The sequence below is a fragment of the Niabella aurantiaca DSM 17617 genome (genome assembly GCF_000374125.1).
GTDB classification, from domain to species: Bacteria; Bacteroidota; Bacteroidia; order Chitinophagales; family Chitinophagaceae; genus Niabella; species Niabella aurantiaca.
This window is the reverse complement of record NZ_KB893634.1, coordinates 38,561-62,169: the sequence shown is the minus strand read 5'-3', so window position 1 is coordinate 62,169 and position 23,609 is coordinate 38,561. Positions and strand designations below refer to the sequence as shown.

The following is a 23,609-nucleotide window of genomic DNA, read 5'->3' as shown; positions in this document are numbered from 1 at the left end:
TTCATTTTTTTTCGTTTGTTGATGATATAGTAGGAAAAAAGAAAGGAGGCTGACTTGAGGAACCATAACATGGGAAAGATGCCGGCCCCGTATTTTCCGTATAACATTGCTGCCGCCATATCCGCTACCAGGGAGAACAGAGTAAAGCTCCGGTAGAACCGGGATAATAAAAGGATATGGCGGACCGTTTTCCTGCTGTTGCTTCTAAGAGCAGGCTTTTGAGGTTTTTGATCTCGTACATAAAATGACTGTACCCGTTCCGGAGATCATCCCGGTGATTGATGAAAACCGCGATGTGCTCAAAAAAGGGTATTGCTGCCGCACTTGCGGGCACTGCAGTACCGGTATGCGCCAAAAAAACACAGATATTGAAATTACCGGCTTTCGTTGGTATTGGGATCATAACGGGGTCTAAGGATTTCATAAAGTTTTGCAAGGGGATGAAGGTGTTATTTTAAAAAGAAAAAGGCCGCCCGGAAACGGACGGCCTTTACCAAATGAAACGTTGTCTTGCTTTATTCTACGATCAGTGGGGCTACGTTCTTTTCTGCCCCGGGGTAGCCGATGTTCTGATTGATAACGCCCTTTAAATTCGTATTGATCACATTGGCGGGTACCGGCCATAGGATATGATGTACGCTCACTTTATATTCAGCCCATTTGTGTTTTACACCTTTGTTGTAAAAATTACTTTTGCTTACTACCCGGTCATACCAGAAATTGACCCCCATCTGCTTTACGTTGGAGTTAGCCCCGCCTGGTCCGCTGATGTTTTCGAGTTTGTAAACGTGTCCGCCGAATATCTCACAGGGCTTGCCGGTCTTGGCATAGGTGTAAGCGATCCGTACCAGTTCAATATGCCGGTTCTCTTCATAATAAAGCTCGCGGGCCCGCTCGTCCAGGATCTCCCCGATGTTGACATCGGCTGCGGTCAGCGGCTCTGCCCCGGCCCGCGTACGTACTTCGTTCAGGGCAACGACAGCCGATCCTGGATCATTTTTCCAGTAATAGCACTCTGCCAGCATCAGGTACACCTCTGCGGAGCGGTAGATATACCAGGGCGTTTCGCCCCCAGCCCAGGTGGTTTGCAGGGGGTCTGGAACAAATATTTTGTAGTGAGGCCAGGAAAACCAGAGCCGGATGGTGTCTTCCACACTCATGGCGGCAGGCTTTACAAAGTGTTTGCCGTACCAGGGATTATTGCTGCTCTTAAGCTTGGGCTCATTGTATCTCAGGTCTTCCATCCGTTTCCAGCTATCGTGATTATAAATGCCCCTCATATCATTGGCTTCTTTATCGGCGCGCCATATTTCATTGGTTGAATACCAGGTGGGGCGTAAACGCCCGATCCCGCGCCCATAGGTCTCATTGAGATTAAGACTGTCGGGTGTATCTTCCGGTGAGGGAGAGATGGTTCCTGTTTTGCCATCCGGGGTCTTGATATTGCCGCTGTTCCAGTAGGGCACGGCATTCCGCATGGTCTGAATCCGGTCTGATCCGTCTACTTCGGGATAGGAAACGACGTACATCAGTCCTTCCGTATTCGTCATATCCAGCTTGGCTTCCACGCTGTGCAGGTCCGTCATCAGGTTGCCATGCTCACTTTTTTTATTGGAAGTGAACCGCTCCTTCATCAACGGGTGCTCCGCTACAATTTCCTTGCCCACTTCGATGGCCCGGTCAAAATCCGTAAGGGCCATGCATACTTTCATCAGCAGCACGCCACACGCTGATTTTGAAGTACGGCCACGGTCCACATTGTCAGGGACCCATTCGTATGCAAACTCAAGATCCTTTTTGATACGCGCCAGTATGCTCCACCGGTCGGATGAATAAAAATCATATTTGGGCTCAATGATCTCGTGGTCAATAAAAGGAACATCCCCAAACTGATGTACCAGTTTAAAATACCGGTAGGCCCTTTGAAAATAGGCAGCGCCCAGGATGGCGTTTTTTTCGTTTTCATCCTTGTAGGTCGCTTTGTCGATCCACGAAACTACCGTGTTTGCATATTTAACACCCTTATATCCTTCATACCAGTACCAGCCGACCTTGGTGTAATCGGTATGGTTTAGCTGCGCGTCAGGCATTAGGGAAATATCCATGTCCATTTGGGGGCCGGCCTTATCGGTGGTCCCTTCAACCGCTACTTCGGATTGTATGATCTCCGTAAGGATAGGAGCCGCATCCCCAAAATATTCATGCCGCATATTGCGCTCACAGGCCGTTAATGTGGAGTAAAGGCCCCTTGCGTCGGACAGGGCAACTCCCGGTTCGTAAAAGGAAAGTGGCTTGGGTTTCAGCCAGTCTTTATTACAGGAGAGGAGCGTTAAGAGTATTAATGAAAAAAGTAAAAGTCTTTTATGGAGTGTATTGCGATTCATGGCGATAAAATTAAAGTGTCAGATTGAGGCTTAAGTTATAGGTACGGGGAGTCGGTTGTCCCGGGGTATATTCGTTCCCGTCGCTGTTCCGGGTCCGGTAGCCCCCGGATTCGGGATCCCCGTATTTCCAATAAGGAGCCCAGAACGCCACATTTCGTACTGCAGCGGAAATGCGCAGGCTTTGAGCCTTTATGGCATTTAGCCAGGATTGAGGCACGGAGTAGGACAAAGAAACATTGTCCAAACGTATAAAGGACCGTTCCACATAATTGGTGCCAATGTTTTTAGAGCCGATCCGGGCATAGTCGTTGATGGGGTTATCAGGCGTCCAGCGGGGCTGTACATAATCGGTGGCCCTGTCGGGGAAACTATTGTTGTTGGCCGCCCGGTTAAACTGCTCTTTCTGGCCCCAGCTGGAATAAATAAAGATAGAAAGACTGAGGCTCTTATAATTAAAATCGTTCCTCCAGGTCCACCGGAACCGCGGGCTTTTATAGCCAAGGAATACCCTGTCCGCATCCGTCATCAGGCTGTCTCCGTTCTGATCTTTGTATTTAAAGTCGCCGGGTGCATTTCCATACTTTTTGGCGGCAGCTTCTTCACCAACCTGCCATATGCCCACGCGTTCATAATTCCAGAATTGGTCAGGATCCCTGCCTATGAACCAGCGGTTCTTGATATCATCGGCTTCTTTTTGGCCGATCACATTGCCGTTGGCATCCTTTACGTCGATCATATCACCGTATAAATGCACGATCTTCCTGCGGTTCAGCATGAAAATAAAGGAGCTGTTCCAGTCGAAATCTTTCTTCTGTATCAGGATACCATTGAGGCTGAACTCAAATCCCTTGTTGTTTAGCTGACCCAGGTTTGCCGCCACGCTGTTGAAGCCGATGATCTCCGGCAGGGCACGGTCTACCAGCAGGTCGTTCGTAGTAGCTGTATAAACATCGATCGTGCCGCTCAGCCTGCTTTTAAACAGGGAAAAATCCACGCCGACGTTGTAAGAAGCCTTGCTTTCCCATCTGAGGTTGATGCTGGGCATGCGGTTTACATAGAGCTGTGACCCAACATACACATTTCCTTTTTGATCAATATAAGGGTGCAGGCCCGAGGTCATGTCTGAAAGGGCATCATACTGGCCGATATCCCGGTTCCCGTTCTTTCCCCAGGAAAGCCGCAGTTTGGCAAAATCCAACCAGGAGGAAGTATTTTTCATGAAATTTTCTTCAGAAACATCCCAGGCAAAGGCCAGGGCCGGGAAGGTGGCCCGGGGATTTTGTACGCTGAATGCGGAATAGCCGTCCCTCCGTACTGATGCAGTGAGCATGTACCGGTCTTTTAATGAATAGAACAAACGGGCCATCAGGGCGTCCCCGGTCCTATAGGTATCATTACTTTCATTGAGCGGAACGGTACCGGCCTGGATGCGGTGGTACCCCAGGATATCACTCGGACTGTAGCCGGATGTGGTGGCCTTGGTCATCCAGTATTGCCCCTTTTCGGCATTTTGCAACAGGGTCACTTCAAAATTATGGATGTCAAAGCGCCGCTTCCAGCGCAGCACGTTATCGATCTGCCAGTTGAAGGTTTTCTCAAACCGGCGCTCGCTGCCGCCTCCTTTTGCGTTCCATTGCGAGCTCAATGAAGATTCGTGATTGTAGTATTCATCCCAGGAAAAGGAGGGGGTATAGTTGGACTGAAACTCAAAGCCAAAGGGTAAGGTTATAATACCATAAAGACTTGAGTTCAGGGTACTGGACAGGTCTTTTCGGTCCCGGAACTGGTTGTCGTAAAACGGGTTTACCGGGGTGGCATCACCCGTGGGCAGTCTTTGATAGATGCTGGCCGGATCATCGATGTTATTGGAGCCATAGGGAGAAATTACCGCCGATTGGCCCCAGTCTGCCTGTAAGAAGCCTTCATTCCGTACGGCAAAATTGGTGTTGGCACCAATCTTCAGGAAGGAAGCTACCCTGGATTCCAGGTTCAGCCGGGTCCGGAAATTCTTAAACCGGTTTCCTACTACAATTCCTTCCCGATCTACATAGTTTAATGAAAAATAGTAGCTTGAGTTTTCATTTTTATTGGAAACGGCTGCCGTATAATCCTGCTGAAAACCCTTCTGGAAAACCAGGTCCTGCCAGTTGGTAACCTTGTTGGCCATATAGTTATCGATCTCCGGTGATTTCAGCTCAAGCCGCGACAGCCAGGCGCGGAGCAGTTGCTCATCGGTTACCGAAGTTACCGGCGTTTTCTGATCATAGTTGTACCAGTCCAGTGGCTGCACATTGGTTAGTTTACGCGGATCCACAAACATTTCCGGGTATTTCTGAAGGTCTGCGTCGGTGCGCCTGCCTACTTCGTAATCGTACCGCCATGCCAGGAATTCATCGCCATTCATCACACGGGGCATACCTGCTTTTTCCACAAACCCCAGGTTGGCGTTAAACGTGATCCGCGGCTTTCCGGTGGCCCCCTTTTTGGTTGTGATCAAGACCACCCCATTGGCGGCCTTTGCTCCGTATACTGCGGTTGCGCTGGCGTCTTTTAAGATATCGATCGACTGGATATCATTGGGGTTCAAATCGGCAAACGTACCGTCGAAGATCACACCGTCCACAACATTCAAAGGGCTGCTTCCTGCTTTGAGGGTACCGGAGCCTCTTACCAGGATATCTGCATCGCCCCTTGCCGTATTTCCCGGGTTGCTCTGGCCGATGATGATACCCGCTGCGTTTCCCCTTAATAAGTCCTGAACGGACCGGGGTGCTTCTTTTTCCAGTTTTGTTGCCTGTACGGAAGCCACGGCACCGGTAAGATCCTTCCGTTTAGCGGTACCGTACCCGATCACCACCACTTCATCCAGCCCCATGGTTTCTGCGGTCATGACCACCTCCAGGGTCGCATTGCCACTGACCTCTTTTTCCAGGAGCTGATACCCTGTGGAAGTGAATTCGAGCTTTGCACCGGGTTTCTCCGGCACATGCAGGGTAAAAGCACCTTTTTGGTTGGTAACGGTTCCGGTTGTGGAACCTTTAACAAGGACCGTAACCCCCGGCAACGGGGTACCGCTTTGATTGGTAACAACACCGGTAACCGTCCACCGGTTATTCTGACCCAGGGATGGTTCTGCTTTCCAGACCCATATAAGTGTCAAAAATACAATTATCCAGTTCTTACAGCTGCTCATGATTTATTTGGTTTAATTTAAGTGGAATGATCGTTCTGCGAGGTACTTTGCACTATATACCCATGACCATAGACGCACCCGGAAGGGAATGCCTATTATGGTTCAGTACAAATACATTTCTTTAAAAAATACAATCGTTATCCGATTATAACATTTCTCAAGCTCAAGCAGTACAAATCTAATGATTAATTAATGAATAAAACAAGCATACAGGGGGGAACGATTTACGAAAACGTTGTAAATCGTTTGCCGCCAAAAGGTGCTTTTTGAACAACAGAAGCAGGTTCAGGATGTTGTGCACCATTTTGGCACCGGAAAGTTTTTTATAAGGCATCCTAACCGGTTTCCGGAGAAGGCCGGGTGATCATTCCTGTTTTGCAAGGCGGAGCTTACAGGGTTTCTTTCAGCCAGGCGAAGAATTCGCGTTGCCATACCATAGCATTCTGCGGCTTTAGCACCCAGTGGTTCTCGTCCGGAAAGAACAGGAATTTACTTTTAATGCCTCTTAACTGTGCGGCCTGGAAGGCACCCTGACCCTGCTCGATGGGTACCCGGTAGTCTTTTCCTCCCTGGACGATCATAATAGGAGTATCCCAGTTGGCTACGGCGTTTAAAGGAGAAGCCGCATAGGAGCGTTGTGCGGCTTTATTGTCTTTTTCCCAATAGTAGCCGCCTTTTTCCCAGTGTTCAAACCATAGTTCATCAGTCGTACCCGTCATTGCTGTAAAATCAAAAACGCCGTCGTGGGCAATGAATGTTTTGAACCGTTTTTGATGGCAGCCTGCCAGGGCAAAAACGGAGTACCCGCCAAAGCTGGCTCCCACGGCTGCCCGCCGGGTTACATTTACATAAGGTTCCTTTGAAATATCGTCGATGGCATCCAGGTAATCCTGGATCACTTTTCCGCCCCAGTCTTTGCTTACGGATGCATTCCATTGAGTGCCGAAGCCCGGCATACCGCGCCGGGAGGGGATCACGATAATATAGCCCTGGGAGGCCATTAAATGAAAATTCCATCGATACGAGTGGAACTGCGTAGTGGGGGATTGCGGCCCGCCCTGGCAATACAGGAGTGTAGGATATTTTTTTGAGGGGTCGAAATCGGGCGGATAAACGACCCATTCCATCATTTTTTTGTTGTCGGCGGTCGTTACCCAGCGGCGCTCCGTTCTGACCGGGGCAATATTTTTATAGGCGGCATCGTTTACATGCGTCAGCTGTGTAAGGGTCCCCGTTTTGATGTTGAGCTTATAGAGCTCTGATGCGTGGGAAATGTCTTCCCGGGCTACGATGAGTTCTTCGCCGGTTTGGGCAATAATGGATGTTACATCGAAATCGCCGCCGGAAACCTGCTGAATGCGGGGCAGCATGCGCGTGCGGCCAATATCGTTCACTGAAAAGACCTGCTCGGTTCCGTTGATGGGGGCGATGAAGAACAGGTGTTTGCCATCGCTGCTCCAGATAAAAGAAGATACATTGATCTGGTCGTTGTGACCGGTGAGGTTTACCGTTGTTCCGTTGGTCATCACCACCAGGTCATTCTTATCTGCTTCATAACCTTCGGTTTTCATCTGCAGCCAGGCCATTTTACCCTGTGGGCTAAAGGCCGGGGCCACATCGTAGCCTTTATTGTTTTCGGTCAGGTTCTTTGTGGCCCCGGTGGCAATATCGTATTCATAGATATCGGTGTTGGTGCTTACTGCATAGTCGGTCCCGAACTTTTTCTTGGTTACATAAAGGATCTTTTTGCTGTCGGGCGACCAGATGAAATCCTCGTCCCCGCCAAATGGCTGCTGCGGACAAAAATAGGGCTCGCCAGGCATGATATCCTTTTTTTCACCCGCCTGCCCGTCGGTATAGGGCGCGAAGAATACATGGCTGAAACGGCCGTCAAACCAACGGTCCCAATGGCGGTAATTGAGAGCGGTGTACACCTGTGCAGATGTTTTATCCAACTCCGGATAGCGGTCCGTTCCCAGCACTTTTTTTAGCAGGACGGCGTCGCTGCTCAGGATATACCGGCCATCGGGTGAGATGCGGTTGTTTTCCACGAGGCCGGCAGCATCGGTCAGCTCCGTTGCAGGGCCGCCGGAGAGGGGTATTGCATAGTCTTTTGTGTCCATTTTGTTTTCCGCAATATTAGGCGTGGACACTTTATAGAGCAATGATTGCCGGTCTTTCGAAATTCCTGTGGCGGATACCCGGCCCAGCTTTAGCAGCATTTCCGGACTGAGGGGTTGTTGTGCGTTGGCTTTTAGCATAAAAAGTATGGATAGAACAAGGGTGCATTTTCTCATATGAAAAAATTTGTGCAAAGGTACTTTCTTTGTTCCAGGTTTTGGGTTCAAAGTTTCGGGTTAGAGCCCTGTCGCTGCTTGCTGCGCATTGCCCGGTTCCGGGTTCTTAGCTGAAAGCTACATCCCTTCGAACAGGGACGCAGCCATCTCAGATTTCGATGCTCCATGCTCAAATCTCATCTCTGAAAACTAAAAATAATTAATAAACCCGAAATGGATCTTGGATTGTCGCAGGTTGAACCGGGTATCGTTCCGCTTTCCTACGGCCCAGGCGAGGTTGAAGATTCCGGCCTTTGTTTCAAAGGCCAGACCAATGCCCATTGCGAGGTAGTTGTAATTTTTATGAGCGCCCCTGCTGCCGTCGTATCCCCATCCTCCGTCGGCAAAAGCGTTGAGGTAGGAGTGCTCGCCAACGAGGTAGCGGTATTCCAGCGTACCGATGGCATATTGCGAAAGGAACTGACTTTGCTCGTCAAACCCGCGCAGCAGCCGGTAACCGCCGATCTGGAAAAGCTCGTTGCGGAAAATGTTTGCCCCGGCAAGATAGCCTCCCTGTATTGCAGCTTTTACGGTGCTGGTGCCGCGCCCGGACAGTGGAAAATAACGGGCCGCCAGCAGCCGGGTGCGTACCTGTACCGACCGGAGCTTTACGGTGTCATACAAACTTCCGAAATCAAACAGCGGATCTTCGGGGTCTTCCAGCTCCAATACCTGGTTGTTCTTTTTTATTTTTTTAATGCCGGCAGTGCCTGTAAATTGGATGTCGAGCCCGGAAACGGGATTGAAAATATAATTGGTGGTATTGAGCTGGTATTCCAGGCCGATATTGGAGATGCGGACCGCTGCCTCGCCCGGCAGCTTCCGGGTCTGCAGCAGCTCATTCTTATTGATGCTGTTAATGATCGTGGAAAACTGGTTGTAGAACAGCTTGGCCGTTTGCCGGGTGTTGATGACGTACTGTGTTCCGATGCGGTACTCGAAGTTGAGGTAGCTGGAATCGCGCTTTAACATATCAAAAGCAAGATCGAGACCAAAAGGTGACCGGAACAGGTAGGGTTGCAGAAAAGCAACGTCCAGCCGCTGGGAGGCGGCCTCAAGTCTTTGCCAGACCAGCCCGATGGTTTCTCCCCCGCCCAATGCATTTTTAAGATGCAGCAATCCTTCGCCCGTGATCAGCATTTTTTTTGATTGGGCATCGCTGTTGGGCAGAAAGCCGATAATAAAATTGACCTGGTTGCTCTTTTTTTGCTGCAGGAACACCTCAACAAGACCGCCCGTGCTTCCCCAGTAAAACCGCGGTGGATAGGGTTCTTCAATATAATTCAGCTTTTTCAGTTCGGTGCTGATACGCTGCAGCTTTTCTTTGTTGTATATCGAGCCATTTTTAATGTCAAGGTAGTTCTGGAGGTAATCGTTGCTTAGTTTTGCATTGCCGGTGATGCGGATGCTATCTATCCTGTACAGCGGGCCGGGTTGTACCTGCAGCTGTCCCGATACTTTATTGCCGTTGATGCGCAATGCGCCCATACTGATCCTGGCAAAAGGATACCCATGGTTTTCAAAATAATTCAACATGCGCTGTTGCAGGTTTTCCAATAAAGAATAGTCCAGCAGCCGGTTGGTGAACAGGCGCGCGTCATAGCCGGCCATGGCCAGCCACCGGAGGCTTTCCCCGGTGGCGGTCAGCGAGTCCCACGCATAACGCAAGCCCGTAAAAAGCTGCATATAGGCGAAAGTGGAATCGAACCGGAGCGAGTCGATAGAAGCCGTTACATAACCTTTTGCCTGCAACAGGGAAAGCAGCTGGCCGGTGTACTGGCGGCAATCGTCCTGGTTGATAAAATCGGTTTTGATACCCAGGGTTCCCTTTACAAAATTGCTGTCCTGATCTGCCGGATCAATGATCAGCGCATACCGGTTCTGGGATGCGGCGTGGAAGCCGGTCCATAAAAATAGCAGGAGCGTTAAATGGTATTGTACCTTTGCCATTCAGAAACACAAATAAACGTTATTTTGGTGAATGGTAGGCCGTTCGCGGGGCGGGCGCATGAATTATTAAATAGGTCGGCTGTATATGGGGTTGGGAATGGCCCTGATTCGCAGATCAGTGCTATAAACGCCTGTCTGCACAGCGCAATTTATGTACATGCCTGATCCCGTTCGGCTTGTGTGGGTGTGCCCAGTTTTTATAGCAAACAAAAAATCATAGATCATTGTCCGGTATTTATATCCATATTCCTTTTTGCAGGCAGGCTTGTCACTATTGCAATTTTCATTTTTCCACATCGCTGCATTACCGGGAAGCGCTGGTAAAAGCGCTTGGGGAGGAAGCAGCGCTTGCCGCAGCGTCAGACTTTATAAAGCCGGAGCCGGTTGCCACCGTTTACCTGGGGGGAGGAACGCCAAGCCTGCTGTCCGGGGCTGAAATTGATTTCCTGCTCAGACAGGTAAGAGCTTCATATCCTGTGGCCGGGAATGCGGAGGTAACGCTGGAGGCCAACCCGGATGACCTTAGCACCGGCAAGCTGGAAGATTGGAAAGCCGCGGGCGTGAACCGGTTGAGCATTGGCGTACAATCCTTTTTTGAAGAGGACCTTTTGTGGATGAACCGGGCGCACAACGCGGTACAGGCAAGAAAGGGACTGGAGCTTGCCGTGCAGTATTTCAGCAATATAACGCTGGACCTGATCTATGGGGTTCCGGGGCTGAGCAACGACCGCTGGAAGCAAAATGTACAAACAGCCCTGGAGCTGGGCGCTCCTCATTTATCCTGCTATGCCCTAACTGTGGAGCCTCAGACGCCGCTGGATAAAATGATCCGGAAACATATAAAAGAGCCCGTGGACGCCGGCCTGCAATCGGAACAGTTCCTGCTGCTGATGGATTGGCTGCAGGCCGCTGGCTATGAGCATTATGAGGTCTCAAATTTTGCAAAACCGGGATTCCGCAGCCGACATAACAGCGCCTACTGGAAGGGAACGCCTTACTACGGACTGGGGCCGGCGGCGCATTCGTTTAACGGAGACGTACGCCGCTGGAATATTGCAAACAACCAGCAGTACATCCGGGCCATCCGTTCGGGAACCATACCCTATGAGGAGGAAGTGCTGACGCCGATTCAAAAGCAGAATGAGTATGTTATGATCGCCCTCCGGACAATAGAAGGACTGGAGCTGAAAAAGCTGGGCAAGGAGGCACAGCAACAGATCCTAAAACAGGCGACGCGCCATGTTGCGCGGGGCCTGCTCATCGTGGACAATGCCCGTATTCGCTTAACAAAGGAAGGCAAACTATTTGCAGACGGCATTGCCGCCGATCTGTTTGCAACAGAATAGAAGGAGCGGTCGTGGCATCAGTCCGCCGGAATGATCCGGATCTCGAAGGGGAACGCAAAGGAAGCATGGGTCTCCAACTGGTAATACAGCAGCTTTTTCAGGTAAGACAGTTCCTCTTCCGGGTCATTATTCTCTTTAAGATACAGATCGATCCCGATCGTTCGTGCAATGCCCGTTTGGGCGCCCGGGAGCACGTTCATCTGTTTGTTCACAACTACGTTCTGCAGCCGGGTACCGAACAGCTCGTAGCACAATAGCCGGATGTCTTCTTTGCTGATGATCTTGCCTCTGGAAGAAAGCTGGCGCAGCAGCATTTGTTTTTGTGCATGGTCACTATAGCTTTCCACGCCACCGCTAACGGTGGTCAACGCCGCACAGGGCCCGGTGGTCAGCGCATGCATCACGGGTTTGAACAGCGCTGCCGCTTTTACCGCAGATGCCGCCGCCGGTGTGGTGGACCAATACTGCACAAATACGGTTTCCTGCTCTTTTTTTGATCGTAAGAGCACATAATTAAATGCAGGCTTTTCATCTTTTGAAGCCGCCAGCCGGTCCTGAAGCCGTGCCAGCAATTTTGAGATCTCATTGAGCTGGGAGGAAATAAAATCATTACTGACCCTGCTGAAGTAGGCGCTTTCATCCCGGATACGCTCGAGGAGATTGTTAATGGTATTGCGTACATCGCGGCTGCTTTCTTTACCTACCCGTGCTGTTCTTACAATAGCTTGTCCCTCGTAGATATTGTCATCACCCGGGTCCGGCCGCAGTTTATAGCTGCCGCCGTCGGTGCTTTCAATGCTTTTGATATCCAGGTAGCATCCGTTTACAGGCAGCGGAACGATATTGATCCATTTTTCCGTTTTGAAATGAATTTTTTCCGGTTTCCTGTTCAAAGCAGGGAATGCATTCACTCCTACCAGTAACCGCTCCAGGACCTCCTGTTGAAAATACCGGCTCAGTTTTAGTGTAACATAAATGACCTCTTTTGCTTTGATCTCTTCCTGGAGTTTGTCCGGCAGGTGAAGCAGGATGGGAGCGTCTTCCGGTGCAGGTCCAACGGATCCCTGCTGTACGGTAATGAACTGCTGTTCATAAACGCCGGCTATTTCCTTCCGGATCTTCCGGCTGTAATCGCCATCCCTTTCGAGGCTGTCTTTCAGACTGGTATCGTATTGTTCCTGCTGGTGATAACCTTTGGTAAAAGGGGCTTCCTGCTGGTTGATCAGCAGCCGGGCATGCTGAACGGCAAAATAAAAGTTTGCAGCTTCCGAATGCCCTTTCAGGTCAAAGAACAACTGCAGGCCCCGGAGCGAGGAAAACGCTTCCCGGGCATGAAGTGTAAAGTGGATCTCGTTAACGGGTTCTTTATCCTGCGGGTTCTCATGTACCAATAGTTTGCGCCCGGTTTCTGCCAGCCGGTAAACCCTGCTGCCAGCCCTTAGAAAAAGCGCATTTAGCTGAAACAGTTTTACTTCGCCGTTGGGTGTAAAGCAAAGCTCGGTCTCTGACGACGGTGTGCCGGGCGTTTGGGTAACGGCTACTGTACTAAAACAATGCTCCTGGTTCAGCAGTGCCGTTTTTTCTGCAGGTGTTGCCGTTAAGATGCAGGAAGCGGGCTTTGCCCTTAACAGTGCCTGGGGAAGCATCAGCGTTGAAAGCTCGCTGAGCAGATGACCTCTGACATCATTGATCTGGTGGCCGATGTTTTCGACCTCTCCTGCCAGCACATCAAAGATCAGCATCAGCAGCGGATCGAAGTTGGCTTCAATTTCATTTTCCGGAACCTGCCAGTGGGTGGCCGCCAGGCGGATCATCCGGTCCCGGATCTGCTCTTTTTTTAATTGTTCCATTGCCTGATATTGTGATTGTAGCTATGCATCGTTTACTGTTAGTCCAATGTAAGCGGTCCGATGAATAAACCCGTCTGGAACCGGAATGTTTCCAGGGTTTTCCGGATCTGCCCGTTTACAGTGACTTCTATTTTTCTTCTGGGAAGATCGGCATCTGCGGTCTTCAGCACTGCCAGCTTCACCTCCACGCTTATCTCCACGTTGGTGATCCTTTTTTCATAGAGCCCGATTTGTTTTTTGAGATTGCCCGCGATCAGCTCCTTTCTGGAGTCATTGTCCAGGTGAATATCGTAATCCGTTTCCCAGAAGGAGGAACCGTATGCGGCGTCGGTTTTGTTCTCCCCCGGCACCGTGGTAATGATCAGGTGAAGGTTGCGGAAAATGGAATCCATCAACCCGCAGGATGGCAGTTTCTTTTTATCAAAGAACTGGTCAAAACGCAGGGGCAATTTCAAATACTCTTTCAAAGGATTATTTATAGGTGATATAAATGATTTTTACACAATTTCCATTTGCGGGATCCCGTACTACTTTAAAGGATTGGATCCTTCTTTTTCTTTTTAGCAGGGGCAGTCCCTTTTTTTCCTTCAGCTCATTACAGAGTGCGGCAAAGGTTGTGGACTGATCATTGGCCATTACTTTTGTTCCGGCCCCGTTGCACAGGATATTATTAAAGTCATTCACTGTTTTCTTACCTTCCGTTACTTCCTCCAGCATGGCCTGTATGGCAGGTTCGGGCAGCTGTTCATACACTTTTGAAGCGGCGGGGGCAGGTTCCTGCGCCGCTGGTGCGGGTTCCTGAGGTTGCTGCGCTTCCGGTTTTTTTTCGGTGATTTCGCCGGGTAGTGGCGGCGGCCCCGCTTCTGCAGGGCCCGGAGGAAGCGGAACGTCGGAGGTGCCGACGCCGGCTCCCAGCGGATCGGTAACCTGTATAGTCTTTTGATATTGCGCACCCTGGTCCAGCTTCAGCGTTACGGTAAAAGCACCGGCTTTTGTGAAAATAAATTTTGCGGATTTGGTCTGTTGCTGCCCCAACTCCGGAAGCTCGTCGATACTCCAGTTGTATGTGGTAGATATTGCAGTAGTATTGAAGTCGATCTCGTTGCCGATGGAAACAATGTCGTCCGAAACGATACGGTTGAGATCCGGGCTGCCGGTTGTACCCGTCATAGTGCTGTTCTGAATGATCCGGATATTGATGGATTCCGTACAGTTTCCGTTGATGAGTGCGGTAACCAGGTAGTTGCCTTCTTTTATGAAGCTGTGGGTTACGGATGCACCGATCTGTGTGGCGGACCGGTCCCCGAAATTCCAGGTAACCATCAGGCTGGCATCATTACGGGTGGCAAAAAAACGGACCTGCTCATTTACGAAATAGGTGTTGGGGCCTTCTGAAAGGTGGTTGATATTGCTGGACGGTTTTAGCTGAAAATCAGGGCAGGACACATTTGTAGCTACTTTGTAGCTGAAGAGCGCCAGTGTGATAACGGCTACAGTGATCAGGGAGATCCATATTCTGAAATCCAGCCTGCCCCATTGTTTGGTATATACAAAATGCATAGTGTATTGAATGAATGATCTGACCGGTTATTTTTGACGCAGTAGCAGGTTTTGCATTTCCAGCTGCTTGTAAGAGTCCTGCCATTTGGTGAGCGAGTTTTTCAGTTCCTGGATCTGTGCATTGTACATCGCTACTACCGAGTCCTTGCTGCTGGCGGCTCTCAGGCCCTTTTTATCGGTTTGGGTATTGTTGAGCGCTTTGATGATCTGGGCGTAGATCTCTTTGGAGCTGGTTTCGTTTTTATTCAACTGGGCATCCAGCTCCTGGATCTTTTGTGTGATGCGGCCATCCACGAGGCCGGACCGGGCCGGATCTATATTGACGCTGTCCAGCAGCGACTGGGTCTGTAACATATAATTGGCAAACTGATCCCGGAACTGGTTTTCCTTTTCGATGATGGCAAGCTGCTCCCGGAGCTTTTCATTTTCTGCATAGGGGATCCGGATCCCAAAGAAAACGGTGGCAACGATCAGCGCAATGGTCAGGAAAAAGAAAAGCAGAAAACGGGCAAAGGCACTGTTTCTTTCGGGGGTATTATTGGGTTTCATGAATGCTCTTTTTTTTATGGGGATTGATCAACAGGGATCCGGGATGGCGGTACGGTTATCCAAAAAACCTTCTTTTGGGTTTGGGAGCGCTGATATCATTGTCCGGTAGCGTTTGTTCTTCTTTAACAAAAAGTCCTGCGTCCTTCCGTTTGCCGATAAACTCAAGATTGCTCAATGTGGAAAACAGCTTACCCACGACCTTGGCAAACCGGATGATCTGCCGGATATTTTCGTTGATGTCATTGTGGTTGTAGCGCAGGAGCGCCATTTCATTCAGCAATCCTTCCAGTTCTCCCTGGTTCAGCTCGCACCACTCGCACAGATAATTCATCAGTTCATCCTTGCCGGAGCCTGCGCGCAGGTCGATGGTGTTTTTGATGACCCTTGCCAGGGCGGCAATATAGCTGAGCATTCTTGCGGGTGGCTCATCAATGAGGTTCCAGCGATATTCTGTAAGAGCCTGCCCCAGGAAGAGCATCATCCGGTCGCACAGGAACCGCGCCAGCTCCGACAACGCATTCTGCTGACTTTTTTTGTAGATCTTCTGAACGATCTGGGAGCAGGATTGCTCAAGCCCTGCAAGGAACTGGTCCAGTTCAGCATGCAAACCCAGGAGGTCAGAAGATGCGGCGGTACACAGGCAGGGAGGAATGTATTCCTCCTCAATGTGCGCAACATTGCCGTTGACCGAGATCTTGCCGATCACGAGGGCCTCCGGGTGATGAATATATTGATGCATGTCGCGGTCATCAGCGATGAGCACCCCGAAGCCTGCCTTTACAAACGGGAACCGTGCGGGAGTTTCGTGGGGGTCGATAATGCCGGCGGGGTTCCTTTCGAAGGGTTTTACAAGCAGCACCACCCAGCAGGTGGCCGTTTGATGCACATCGATCTCCAGGGACACGGCAGGTACCCCATCCGTAGCGGATGCATCCGTAAAGGCGTCGATGATTACCGGAACACCTCCCTGGGTAAGGGCTTTCAGGGAAAGCACCGATATCCTGATGGTATGTTGATTGTCGACCGCCATCCGGACGTTGAAATTCTTTTCCCGGGGCAGCAGCCCGTACCGGACAGGGGAAAGACTTGTGGCGATCAGCTGGTGTGCAGCGGCGGCAGTGGCATTATCCTGGGCAATGAATAACTCCTTGTTTAATTTCATGCCATCTGACCAGTTTACACGCAAAAAAATTGATCCGTTATCCATGTTTCAGCTTTTGAAGGTATTTATTGAACGCGTTCGCAAATAATGACGGTATTTTCTTTTATATGATTTTGCGCTACTGTAATGTCTGCATGCAGCACTTTCGAAAAACGGTACCATCGGGGCCGGGTCCGGAACATCCATCCGGCTGCTTTTTCCTGGCTGCCATATTCGATCGGGGTTTCGCTGTGATCTTCATTGTATTCGTTAATGAAGTGATAGAACAGATCTCCCAGCAGCATATCTTCCGGCGCCTTGCCTCTGAAAAAAGTCCGCTTTCCGGAACCGGTGATCTTTTTTACAATTTCGAACCAGATCACATACAGGTGCTCGCCTTCTTTTTCATCAGGCATCTCAATGGTCTGCTCCGGATACCGCCAGGCAGGATATTCCGGCAAGGGAATGCCGGTGGCTGCGTCGAAGGTATGCAGGAGCAAAACTGGAATGAAGAAAGACAGCATACAAAGCAATACCGGGAAATACATAAAGTTCCGGTCTTTCAGGAAGTATTGCAGGGAGGAAAAGACGGCTACACATAAGAAAATGATGGAAATGCCGAAGAGCAACTCCGCAAACAGTTGCCTGTTCCGGTTATCACGGCGGGCGCGAAAGTATTTCTTATGGATCAGCAGCAGGAACAGGATACCCAGCAGGAGAAATACGGCACTCAGCAACCAGAATGTGGTAAACAGGTCGCGGGTAATATAGGTGATGACGAAGGCAATGGCGGATGAAATTGCGCCGCTGACAAAACTGAAGATCCACGGCTTTTTACCCATATTGCTGAACGAGCTGCTCATTTGCCGGACAAGGGGTATGAGTGCCAGTGAAGAGAAAAGAAAGATACCTGCGTAGAGTATGAAAAACTTTAACGCCATATTGTTGAAGTTTTGAAATAAATCTTTATGGCTCCCGGCTAAATATGGGCTCCGTAACCCAATACAGCGCCGAGGTCCTTACCGGCCTCCTCATCCTGTATTTCAAACTCGAACTGCGCATCTATTTCAAATGGAATAAAGAGGTCTTCAAATTTTTGAAGAATGGTTGTTTTGTTAGGTTGCGGGATAAATGGCTGCATTTCGAGATTCGATTTTCCTTCGATGGTGAAGATCCAGTAATGAAAAAGCTCTTCGGTGTTTTGCCCCAGAACACCATTCGTTCCCATAAAGCTGCCGGACAGGGAAGCAGCGCCTTGCAGGGAACGGGTGCTTTTACGCGTTTCTTCCTTCAGTAGCACTTTTTTGTTCAGGATATGGCTCAGCGCTGCGGCTGTTGACAAGGGATCGCCTTTTATGAAATGTAAATAAGGCATCAGTTGCACCATCCTGCCCGCCTCTTCTTCCGGAAGGGTTTCGTTAAAGTTCCAGAAGCGGAACCAGGAGCGGTCCCGCATTCCGCTTTGCAAATGGAACAGCGCATCCCGCTCTTCGGCTTCAACAAAAACCTGGTACCGGAAGAGCAACTGCTCAAGGGGTGCAAAAAAACTCCGCGCCCGCCGTTCTTCTTCCTTGAACCGTTTGTGCTCCTCAACGGCGTCCTGCACCGTACGCACCTTGCTGTTTCCCCGGGTTTGGTGAAAGAGCCCCTCCGGAAGCTTGTCGTAGATGCCGTCTCTGTTCACAACCATTTCAAAAGTGCAGTCAGTTTTGGTTGCGACCATTTCGGATACATCATTGCTGAAGCTTTTCCGGAAACCACCTTTCGGGTTAACCACGATCTTTTCCAACTCCACTCCCAACTCCACCAGTCCGGCGCATATGGCTTCTGCGCGAAACAGAGGTTTCATAATATAGTGATCCCGGGAGCTCATGTTGTTTTAATTATGACATCGTGATTCAAGATGAATATCATTCGGATGATCAAAAATAGAAAAAAAGGAGGGGGCCGTCTATACCTAATAATAGCGATGGTCTGTAGTAAGGCAATGATCTATTTTTACGAAGAATAAAAACCTATTCTGTAAACTATACAATCATGAGCCGGGTAATCTAAGAAAAGAACAACAGGGATGGAGCCCATGTATGGGCCATCTGCGTTACCAGACCTGCGGGGTGTTCATTTCATCTGTTTTGAAGCCGGCTTAAACTACAACAAATGTCGAACGACGCCATTTTAAGTAAGACGGAGATCGTCATCCAGGGATACAAAAACAGCCAGCCCGTTGTGTTCTCAAACCTGCTGCTGGATGAATCATTCATCAGCGTAAATCATTTTTCATTTTCCATACGGGCTGATGATGACCAGGCTACGCTCGACTCCATCATCCGGTTTAAAAAGGATATCCTGGGAAAGGAACTGCAAATAGAATTTAAAGACGGTTCCGGTGCGCTGCAACACCGTTTTAAAGGTCTTATCCGGGAGGTGAACTCTTCACTGGCAGATGAGCATAATTATGAATTCCAGATCAAAGGATCGGGTTTGTTCTGTAAAGTGGATAAGGTACCCGAGTTTCATTCCTTTTACAAACAGACGCTTTCCAATATTATTGAAAAGGCATACAAGGACTCCGGTATCAAACCGGCGGTTAAGAACAATCCTGCATTCAGCTCGGAGCTGCTTTATATGGTTCAGTACAACCAGACGCTGTTTGGGTTTACGACTGCGCTGGCCATGCGTTTTGGAGAATGGATGCATTATGACGGAGAGCACCTGGTGTTTGGAAAAAAGCCCGAAGGAGCGGCTGTGGAGCTCAATGCTCCCGATGATGTGTACAATCTGAATATCCATGCACATATGTTCCGGAACCCCATTGATGCGGTAGGAACGGATAGCTACAAGGGAGAAACGATAAAAGCTGCCCGGGAGGCCGAAGCACCCGGAAGTCCTATATTACAGGCAACCGGGAATGCGGGCAAGAAAGCCCTGGAAACCTGGGGGCATCATTTTGCCGGTTCGGGCTTCAATCAAAGCCACATCGAACGTATGTTCCGTATCGAACAGCAGGCCGGCTATGCGCGGTCCGCTGCCATTACCGGCGATACCCGCAATAACCGGCTTTCGATCGGGAAGATCATAAAAATAAAGGACCGGGACGATTCCGGGGGGAAACACTTCATCATTACAGACATTCATCATCACTGCACGCAGCCGGATCATTATCACAACAGCTTTACCGCCATACCCGCAGAAGCGGAAGTGCCGCCCTATACCAATGCCGGTATCGCTCCCCTGGCCAATTCCCAGCTGGCAGTGGTTACGGATAATGTGGATGACGCCGGTATGGCAAGAGTAAAAGTGCGGTTCTCCTGGATGAAGGAAGATGAAAAAACGCCCTGGATATCGGTATTGGTACCTCATGCGGGAAAAGACAAAGGTTTCCGCTTCCTTCCCGAAATTGATGATGAGGTAATGGTGCAGTTTACCGACGGAAATGCGGAATTGCCGTATGTGATGGGCGCCATTTATACCGAAAAGCACAAACCCGGCGTACCGGAAAAAGACAATAATATAAAGCGGATCGGTACCAAAACGGGCAGGCGGCTGGAGATGAACGATAAAGAGGGAGAAATGATCCTGGCGGATGATTTTAAAGACATGGTGGGCAACCGGGTTTTTATGATGAAGACGGAAGGGCAAAAGATCCTGCAGATCTCCAGTGGAAAGGATGAGGCGAATTTGTCCGTTGTGTTTCTCGATGGGAACAGGGGCCGTGTTACCCTGGGTGTAAAAAGCGGGAATACGGTGATCCTGCAGATCGACATGCAGCAGGACGGCAAGGTGATGGATATCATATCTGCCGGAACCATCAACATTAAGGCCGACCAGACCATCAACCTGGAGGCAGACGAGATCCATATGAAAGCGCGGCATATTGGGGTGAAAGCGAAGGTGCAGCTTGACCTGGAGGGAAAGACGTCGGCCGGATTGTCCGGGGAAATGGTCAAAGTAGATGCCGGTACGTCGCTGGATCTTAAAGCATCAGCACAGGCAACGCTGGCCGGTGCCATGCTGGACTTAAAAGGAGATGGCATTGCCTCGCTGACCGGAGCTCTTGTTAAAATAAATTGATCTGTGCGGTTTTTATGTTACGATACGGCTTTAAATGGAGAGTATACGCTCATACAGCTCTTGCATCGGTATCCGCGGCATGCTTCACTTTTCCGGGGTACCGATGATGAGGGGATCTGGGATGCAGCGCCCTATCTTTTTGAAGCAGCCTCCGGTTTTTACAGCCTGCGGCAGGAAAGCGCTTTAATACGGCTGGATCATTGTATGCTGCTGGAAACAGAAGAACCACTGGAGGAGGTCATCCGTTTTTTACAGGGGTTTGTATATCAGGCCACGGATGCGGGGCCTGCTTATTTCCGGATCTGGGATCCCCGGGTATTATTGGAGGCGTTTCCTGAATGGAAGGAAAAAGACCGCATCATGTTCTTCGAATTCTTTGATTGTTTTTATACCGAGTGCGCCGAAGAAGCGTTTCAGGATCGCTGGAAGCCGGATGAGCGGTATCGTTTAACTGCGGAACGGGTCCGGAAAGCAGCCATCTTCCCGGAGGACGGAGCCGCGGCAGTGGAAGTGGAAAGCGTACCGGATAAAAAGCCGGATGAACCGGCTGGCATTCCGAAAGAGGAGCCTAAGCGAAGAAGATTCTTTATTGAATAAAACAACATCAATGGGAAAACCTGCAGCCAGGATTGGAGATATGCATGTATGCCCGCTGGTCAACGGGCTGGTGCCCCACGTGGGTGGCCCGGTGCTGCCTGCCGGAGTGCCTAACGTATTGATCGGTGGGATGCCTGCCGCAACAATGGGTGATCTATGTGTGTGTACCGGTCCGCCGGACGTAATTGTACTTGGCAGTGCCGGTGTGCTGATCGGCGGGAGACCTGCAGCAAGAATGGGAGATATAACCGCACACGGGGGGAGCATAGTGGTGGGCTGTATGACGGTACTGATCGGGGAAACCGGCGGCGGCGGTGCTGGCGGAGATACGGGCGCCGGTATGGGCGGCAACTTAATGAAAAGCGGGAAGATCGGTGCAGCCCAGGCAAAAGATATGGCCAATACACAGGCACTAAAAGAGGCTGCCAAAAAAGGCAATGCCGCTGCTGCGAAGACTACCCGGGAGGATTTTACGGCCACGTTTACCCTTAAGGATGAAGCCCAAAAAGCAGTTGCCGGAAAACGTTATGAGATCCGCACCGGCGATGGAAAGATCCATGAGGGGAAAACCAACAGCAACGGGGAAACGCAGCCGTTACAGGGATATACAACGGCAGACTGTACAGTAAGCTTTCTGAAATAGAAATAACCGATATGCCCGGAGCAGATACAAAACAAACCTTTGAGCTCAACGACGTCCGACAGATGTTGATCCTGGTACGCTACCGGCCCATGGGCGCGGCGGAGGCCGATATGATGCTGGGAGGCGCTGCGGATGCCGTACAGGGAGCGGTTGATCAAGTGGAATCGGCCGCTGCTGCGTTGCCGGGCTTGGGCCTTTTTTTTAAAGAAGAAACAGAACCGGAGAAGAAATGTGATAAGGAATACACCTATTATAAGGATTATAAGGATTGGGACGCGTACATGAAAAAAATGAAGAACGAGCTCTCCGATAAGCTGCATGTTGATAATGAAGTGCTGGTCTTTGATTTTGATGCTTCCGATGCGGAAGGCCGGAAAAAGGAAGGGCAGAAGTTATGCATGCAGATAAAAGCAAAAACGGCTTCCTGGAAGGAGTACAGCGCCTGTTTTCATTTTGTGGGCCTGGCACAGGGTGGCAATGTAGCCAATGAGTGTATCAGCGAGCTGAGCAGGGAGGAAGCGTTTAAGGATAAATGGTGGGTGAAGTCGGTGGTGTATGTGGCCACACCGCTCTACCGCAACCAGCACGGGTTTGACGAGGAACGTGCCTTCCGGGGGAAAGGGAAAAAATATGCATTTGGCAACCGGTTTGATCTTACGGCACAGGCCATTGAGTATTTTGAGCCCAACGAGGAGTTGCGCCGGGTGGTGGCTGCATGCAATTCCAATACGCTTTCTGTTTTTACCGGCAAAATAAAGACCCGGCTGGTAGCCGCATTGGGCAAGCTGCTGGGCATTGATGGGTTTGGAACAGGTAAAGACAATGAAGGCCACCTTAACAAGCTGAAGGAAGCGAAGAATGAAATGCAGGGCCTTATAGAAGAATGTGTGAACGCCGTAAAAACACTGGTGAATGCCGTTCCGGACCTGATAAAGCCAGGGGATCTGCCGGAGTTGGATCAAATGCTCCGGGGATTTGATACGGTTCCGAAGCAGTCTGCGCAACGGCTTGAGGCGTTTATAGAGGAAGTAAAAAAAGCGGGCCAGGGTACAAGTCTTGATACGGGGCGGATCCGGAAAGAAAAGATACTGAACTGCCTCTGCCCCCTTGTGGATCGGCTGACCGCTTCGCTCCGGTTGTTTTCCATTGGATCCGGAACGGCCGGTCAGGCCTTTGATAAACTGATGAAACAAACGAAAGTGAAAAAGATCCGGGCGCCTCAACCGGTTCCGGTAAGCCAGCTTGGCGTGGATCCTTACCTGGAGAAACTGGCACAGATGGCTGCCGGTGTAAAGCAGCAACAGGAGGCGGGCAACGGGAAAGAAAGCGGGGAACAGTCTTCCGCTGACGGCATTGTTTATGACCAGTCGGTAACCATGATCGATCATTGCCGGAACAGGATCGCTTCGGTTACAAAGGAGCAGGATGTCGACCTGGAAAACAGTGACCTTTCCGGCGAGGACCAGGCTTGTATTGCAGAGGCGGTTACTGCTTTATTGCTGCCGATGATGCCCTCCAAAAAGAAGTTCTATGCGCAGCTGCTGCATTACCTGCCGCTGGATGGAATAAATGGGTTTCTTTCGAAACTAACCGGTGACGCGGCTTTTGCGCCCCTGCAGCAGCTGACAGGAAAGTTCCTCGGAGATTTTGATGAGGGAACCCCGGAGGAGCCGGGGCTGAAAACCTCCATCAGGCAATTCGATACCGAGCTCTGCCGGATAAAAGGATTTCTGAACCGCAGTAACTATCCGGTGCACAAGGACGTGAACAGTCTGTACTTTATCTACAATAGTCATAACCTGGTATTAAAAAAAGCGTATGGTCCGGTGCTGAATGCGATCGACCTGGAGACGGGATATCTGGATTGTATGGAGCGCGCCGGGAGCACCAATTTTTTTAACCTCGAAAAAAATGAATACAGAACGGGGAGCGCAGGCTCTTCACAAGAAACGGTTCCGGCTGTCCGGAAGGCAGCATCATAAAATGGAT

The 23,609-nt window shown here is 50.2% G+C and carries 17 protein-coding genes; 5 read left to right on the top strand and 12 right to left on the bottom strand.

Features of this window, described 5'->3' with window-relative positions:
• Nucleotides 1–124: 124 nt before the first annotated feature.
• The 5 genes from B160_RS0113095 to B160_RS0113070 all read right to left on the bottom strand — a co-directional run bounded on the left by B160_RS0113095 (nt 125) and on the right by B160_RS0113070 (nt 9,863).
• Nucleotides 125–403: a MutS-related protein gene (locus B160_RS0113095; RefSeq protein WP_169540059.1), complete on the bottom strand. Its 279-nt coding sequence runs from the start codon at nt 401–403 to the stop codon at nt 125–127.
• A gap of 112 nt (nt 404–515) precedes the next feature.
• Nucleotides 516–2,384: a RagB/SusD family nutrient uptake outer membrane protein gene (locus tag B160_RS0113090; RefSeq protein ID WP_026309740.1), complete on the bottom strand. Its 1,869-nt coding sequence runs from the start codon at nt 2,382–2,384 to the stop codon at nt 516–518.
• A gap of 10 nt (nt 2,385–2,394) precedes the next feature.
• Nucleotides 2,395–5,577, bottom strand: coding sequence for a SusC/RagA family TonB-linked outer membrane protein (locus B160_RS0113085; protein WP_018628374.1), 3,183 nt, complete (start codon nt 5,575–5,577; stop codon nt 2,395–2,397).
• 389 nt (nt 5,578–5,966) lie between these two features.
• The gene (locus tag B160_RS0113075) at nt 5,967–7,874 is read right to left on the bottom strand and encodes a S9 family peptidase (protein WP_026309739.1); all 1,908 of its coding nucleotides are present in this window, start codon (nt 7,872–7,874) and stop codon (nt 5,967–5,969) included.
• 189 nt (nt 7,875–8,063) lie between these two features.
• Nucleotides 8,064–9,863 (bottom strand): POTRA domain-containing protein, encoded by a 1,800-nt coding sequence (locus B160_RS0113070; RefSeq protein ID WP_018628371.1) that lies wholly within the window; start codon nt 9,861–9,863, stop codon nt 8,064–8,066.
• Nucleotides 9,864–10,087: 224 nt separating this feature from the next.
• On the opposite strand from B160_RS0113070, the gene hemW reads away from it, so the two are divergent.
• Complete coding sequence (hemW, locus tag B160_RS0113065; RefSeq protein ID WP_018628370.1) at nt 10,088–11,209, top strand: radical SAM family heme chaperone HemW; 1,122 nt, start codon at nt 10,088–10,090, stop codon at nt 11,207–11,209.
• A 17-nt stretch (nt 11,210–11,226) separates the two neighbouring features.
• Here hemW and B160_RS0113060 read toward each other — a convergent pair whose 3' ends face one another.
• The 7 genes from B160_RS0113060 to B160_RS0113030 form a co-directional block, all read right to left on the bottom strand.
• Nucleotides 11,227–13,059 (bottom strand): type VI secretion system baseplate subunit TssF, encoded by a 1,833-nt coding sequence (locus B160_RS0113060; RefSeq protein WP_018628369.1) that lies wholly within the window; start codon nt 13,057–13,059, stop codon nt 11,227–11,229.
• 38 nt (nt 13,060–13,097) lie between these two features.
• Entirely contained in the window at nt 13,098–13,526 is a 429-nt protein-coding gene (locus B160_RS0113055; RefSeq protein ID WP_018628368.1) for a GPW/gp25 family protein, read from the bottom strand.
• A 4-nt stretch (nt 13,527–13,530) separates the two neighbouring features.
• Nucleotides 13,531–14,619, bottom strand: a complete 1,089-nt coding sequence (locus B160_RS0113050; protein ID WP_018628367.1) for a PKD domain-containing protein — start codon at nt 14,617–14,619, stop codon at nt 13,531–13,533.
• A 27-nt stretch (nt 14,620–14,646) separates the two neighbouring features.
• A complete protein-coding gene (gene tssO / locus B160_RS0113045; RefSeq protein WP_018628366.1) occupies nt 14,647–15,168 on the bottom strand; it encodes a type VI secretion system TssO in 522 nt (173 codons plus the stop codon).
• A gap of 55 nt (nt 15,169–15,223) precedes the next feature.
• Nucleotides 15,224–16,330: a hypothetical protein gene (locus B160_RS0113040; protein ID WP_040679849.1), complete on the bottom strand. Its 1,107-nt coding sequence runs from the start codon at nt 16,328–16,330 to the stop codon at nt 15,224–15,226.
• A gap of 65 nt (nt 16,331–16,395) precedes the next feature.
• Nucleotides 16,396–17,250, bottom strand: coding sequence for a TssN family type VI secretion system protein (locus tag B160_RS30665; protein WP_018628364.1), 855 nt, complete (start codon nt 17,248–17,250; stop codon nt 16,396–16,398).
• A gap of 38 nt (nt 17,251–17,288) precedes the next feature.
• Nucleotides 17,289–18,158 carry a hypothetical protein gene (locus B160_RS0113030; protein ID WP_157558048.1) on the bottom strand — a complete coding sequence of 290 codons (870 nt, stop codon included), beginning with the start codon at nt 18,156–18,158 and terminating at the stop codon, nt 17,289–17,291.
• Nucleotides 18,159–18,466: 308 nt separating this feature from the next.
• On the opposite strand from B160_RS0113030, the gene B160_RS0113025 reads away from it, so the two are divergent.
• From B160_RS0113025 to B160_RS0113010, 4 genes are read left to right on the top strand one after another with little or no spacing between them, the layout of a single operon-like run.
• Nucleotides 18,467–20,380 (top strand): type VI secretion system Vgr family protein, encoded by a 1,914-nt coding sequence (locus B160_RS0113025; protein ID WP_018628362.1) that lies wholly within the window; start codon nt 18,467–18,469, stop codon nt 20,378–20,380.
• Nucleotides 20,381–20,383: 3 nt separating this feature from the next.
• The gene (locus B160_RS0113020; RefSeq protein WP_018628361.1) at nt 20,384–20,977 is read left to right on the top strand and encodes a DUF4123 domain-containing protein; all 594 of its coding nucleotides are present in this window, start codon (nt 20,384–20,386) and stop codon (nt 20,975–20,977) included.
• 10 nt (nt 20,978–20,987) lie between these two features.
• Nucleotides 20,988–21,620, top strand: a complete 633-nt coding sequence (locus B160_RS31370) for a PAAR domain-containing protein (RefSeq protein ID WP_018628360.1) — start codon at nt 20,988–20,990, stop codon at nt 21,618–21,620.
• An 11-nt stretch (nt 21,621–21,631) separates the two neighbouring features.
• Nucleotides 21,632–23,602 carry a hypothetical protein gene (locus B160_RS0113010; protein WP_018628359.1) on the top strand — a complete coding sequence of 657 codons (1,971 nt, stop codon included), beginning with the start codon at nt 21,632–21,634 and terminating at the stop codon, nt 23,600–23,602.
• Nucleotides 23,603–23,609: the final 7 nt, after the last annotated feature.

Coding starts and splice junctions, on each gene's coding strand:
- B160_RS0113095 (WP_169540059.1), bottom strand. CDS start 403: ATGATCCCAATACCAACGAAAGCCGGTAATTTCAATATCTGTGTTTTT.
- B160_RS0113090 (WP_026309740.1), bottom strand. CDS start 2,384: ATGAATCGCAATACACTCCATAAAAGACTTTTACTTTTTTCATTAATA.
- B160_RS0113085 (WP_018628374.1), bottom strand. CDS start 5,577: ATGAGCAGCTGTAAGAACTGGATAATTGTATTTTTGACACTTATATGG.
- B160_RS0113075 (WP_026309739.1), bottom strand. CDS start 7,874: ATGAGAAAATGCACCCTTGTTCTATCCATACTTTTTATGCTAAAAGCC.
- B160_RS0113070 (WP_018628371.1), bottom strand. CDS start 9,863: ATGGCAAAGGTACAATACCATTTAACGCTCCTGCTATTTTTATGGACC.
- B160_RS0113060 (WP_018628369.1), bottom strand. CDS start 13,059: ATGGAACAATTAAAAAAAGAGCAGATCCGGGACCGGATGATCCGCCTG.
- B160_RS0113050 (WP_018628367.1), bottom strand. CDS start 14,619: ATGCATTTTGTATATACCAAACAATGGGGCAGGCTGGATTTCAGAATA.
- tssO (WP_018628366.1), bottom strand. CDS start 15,168: ATGAAACCCAATAATACCCCCGAAAGAAACAGTGCCTTTGCCCGTTTT.
- B160_RS0113040 (WP_040679849.1), bottom strand. CDS start 16,330: ATGAAATTAAACAAGGAGTTATTCATTGCCCAGGATAATGCCACTGCC.
- B160_RS30665 (WP_018628364.1), bottom strand. CDS start 17,250: ATGGCGTTAAAGTTTTTCATACTCTACGCAGGTATCTTTCTTTTCTCT.
- B160_RS0113030 (WP_157558048.1), bottom strand. CDS start 18,158: ATGAAACCTCTGTTTCGCGCAGAAGCCATATGCGCCGGACTGGTGGAG.
- B160_RS0113025 (WP_018628362.1), top strand. CDS start 18,467: ATGTCGAACGACGCCATTTTAAGTAAGACGGAGATCGTCATCCAGGGA.
- B160_RS31370 (WP_018628360.1), top strand. CDS start 20,988: ATGGGAAAACCTGCAGCCAGGATTGGAGATATGCATGTATGCCCGCTG.
- B160_RS0113010 (WP_018628359.1), top strand. CDS start 21,632: ATGCCCGGAGCAGATACAAAACAAACCTTTGAGCTCAACGACGTCCGA.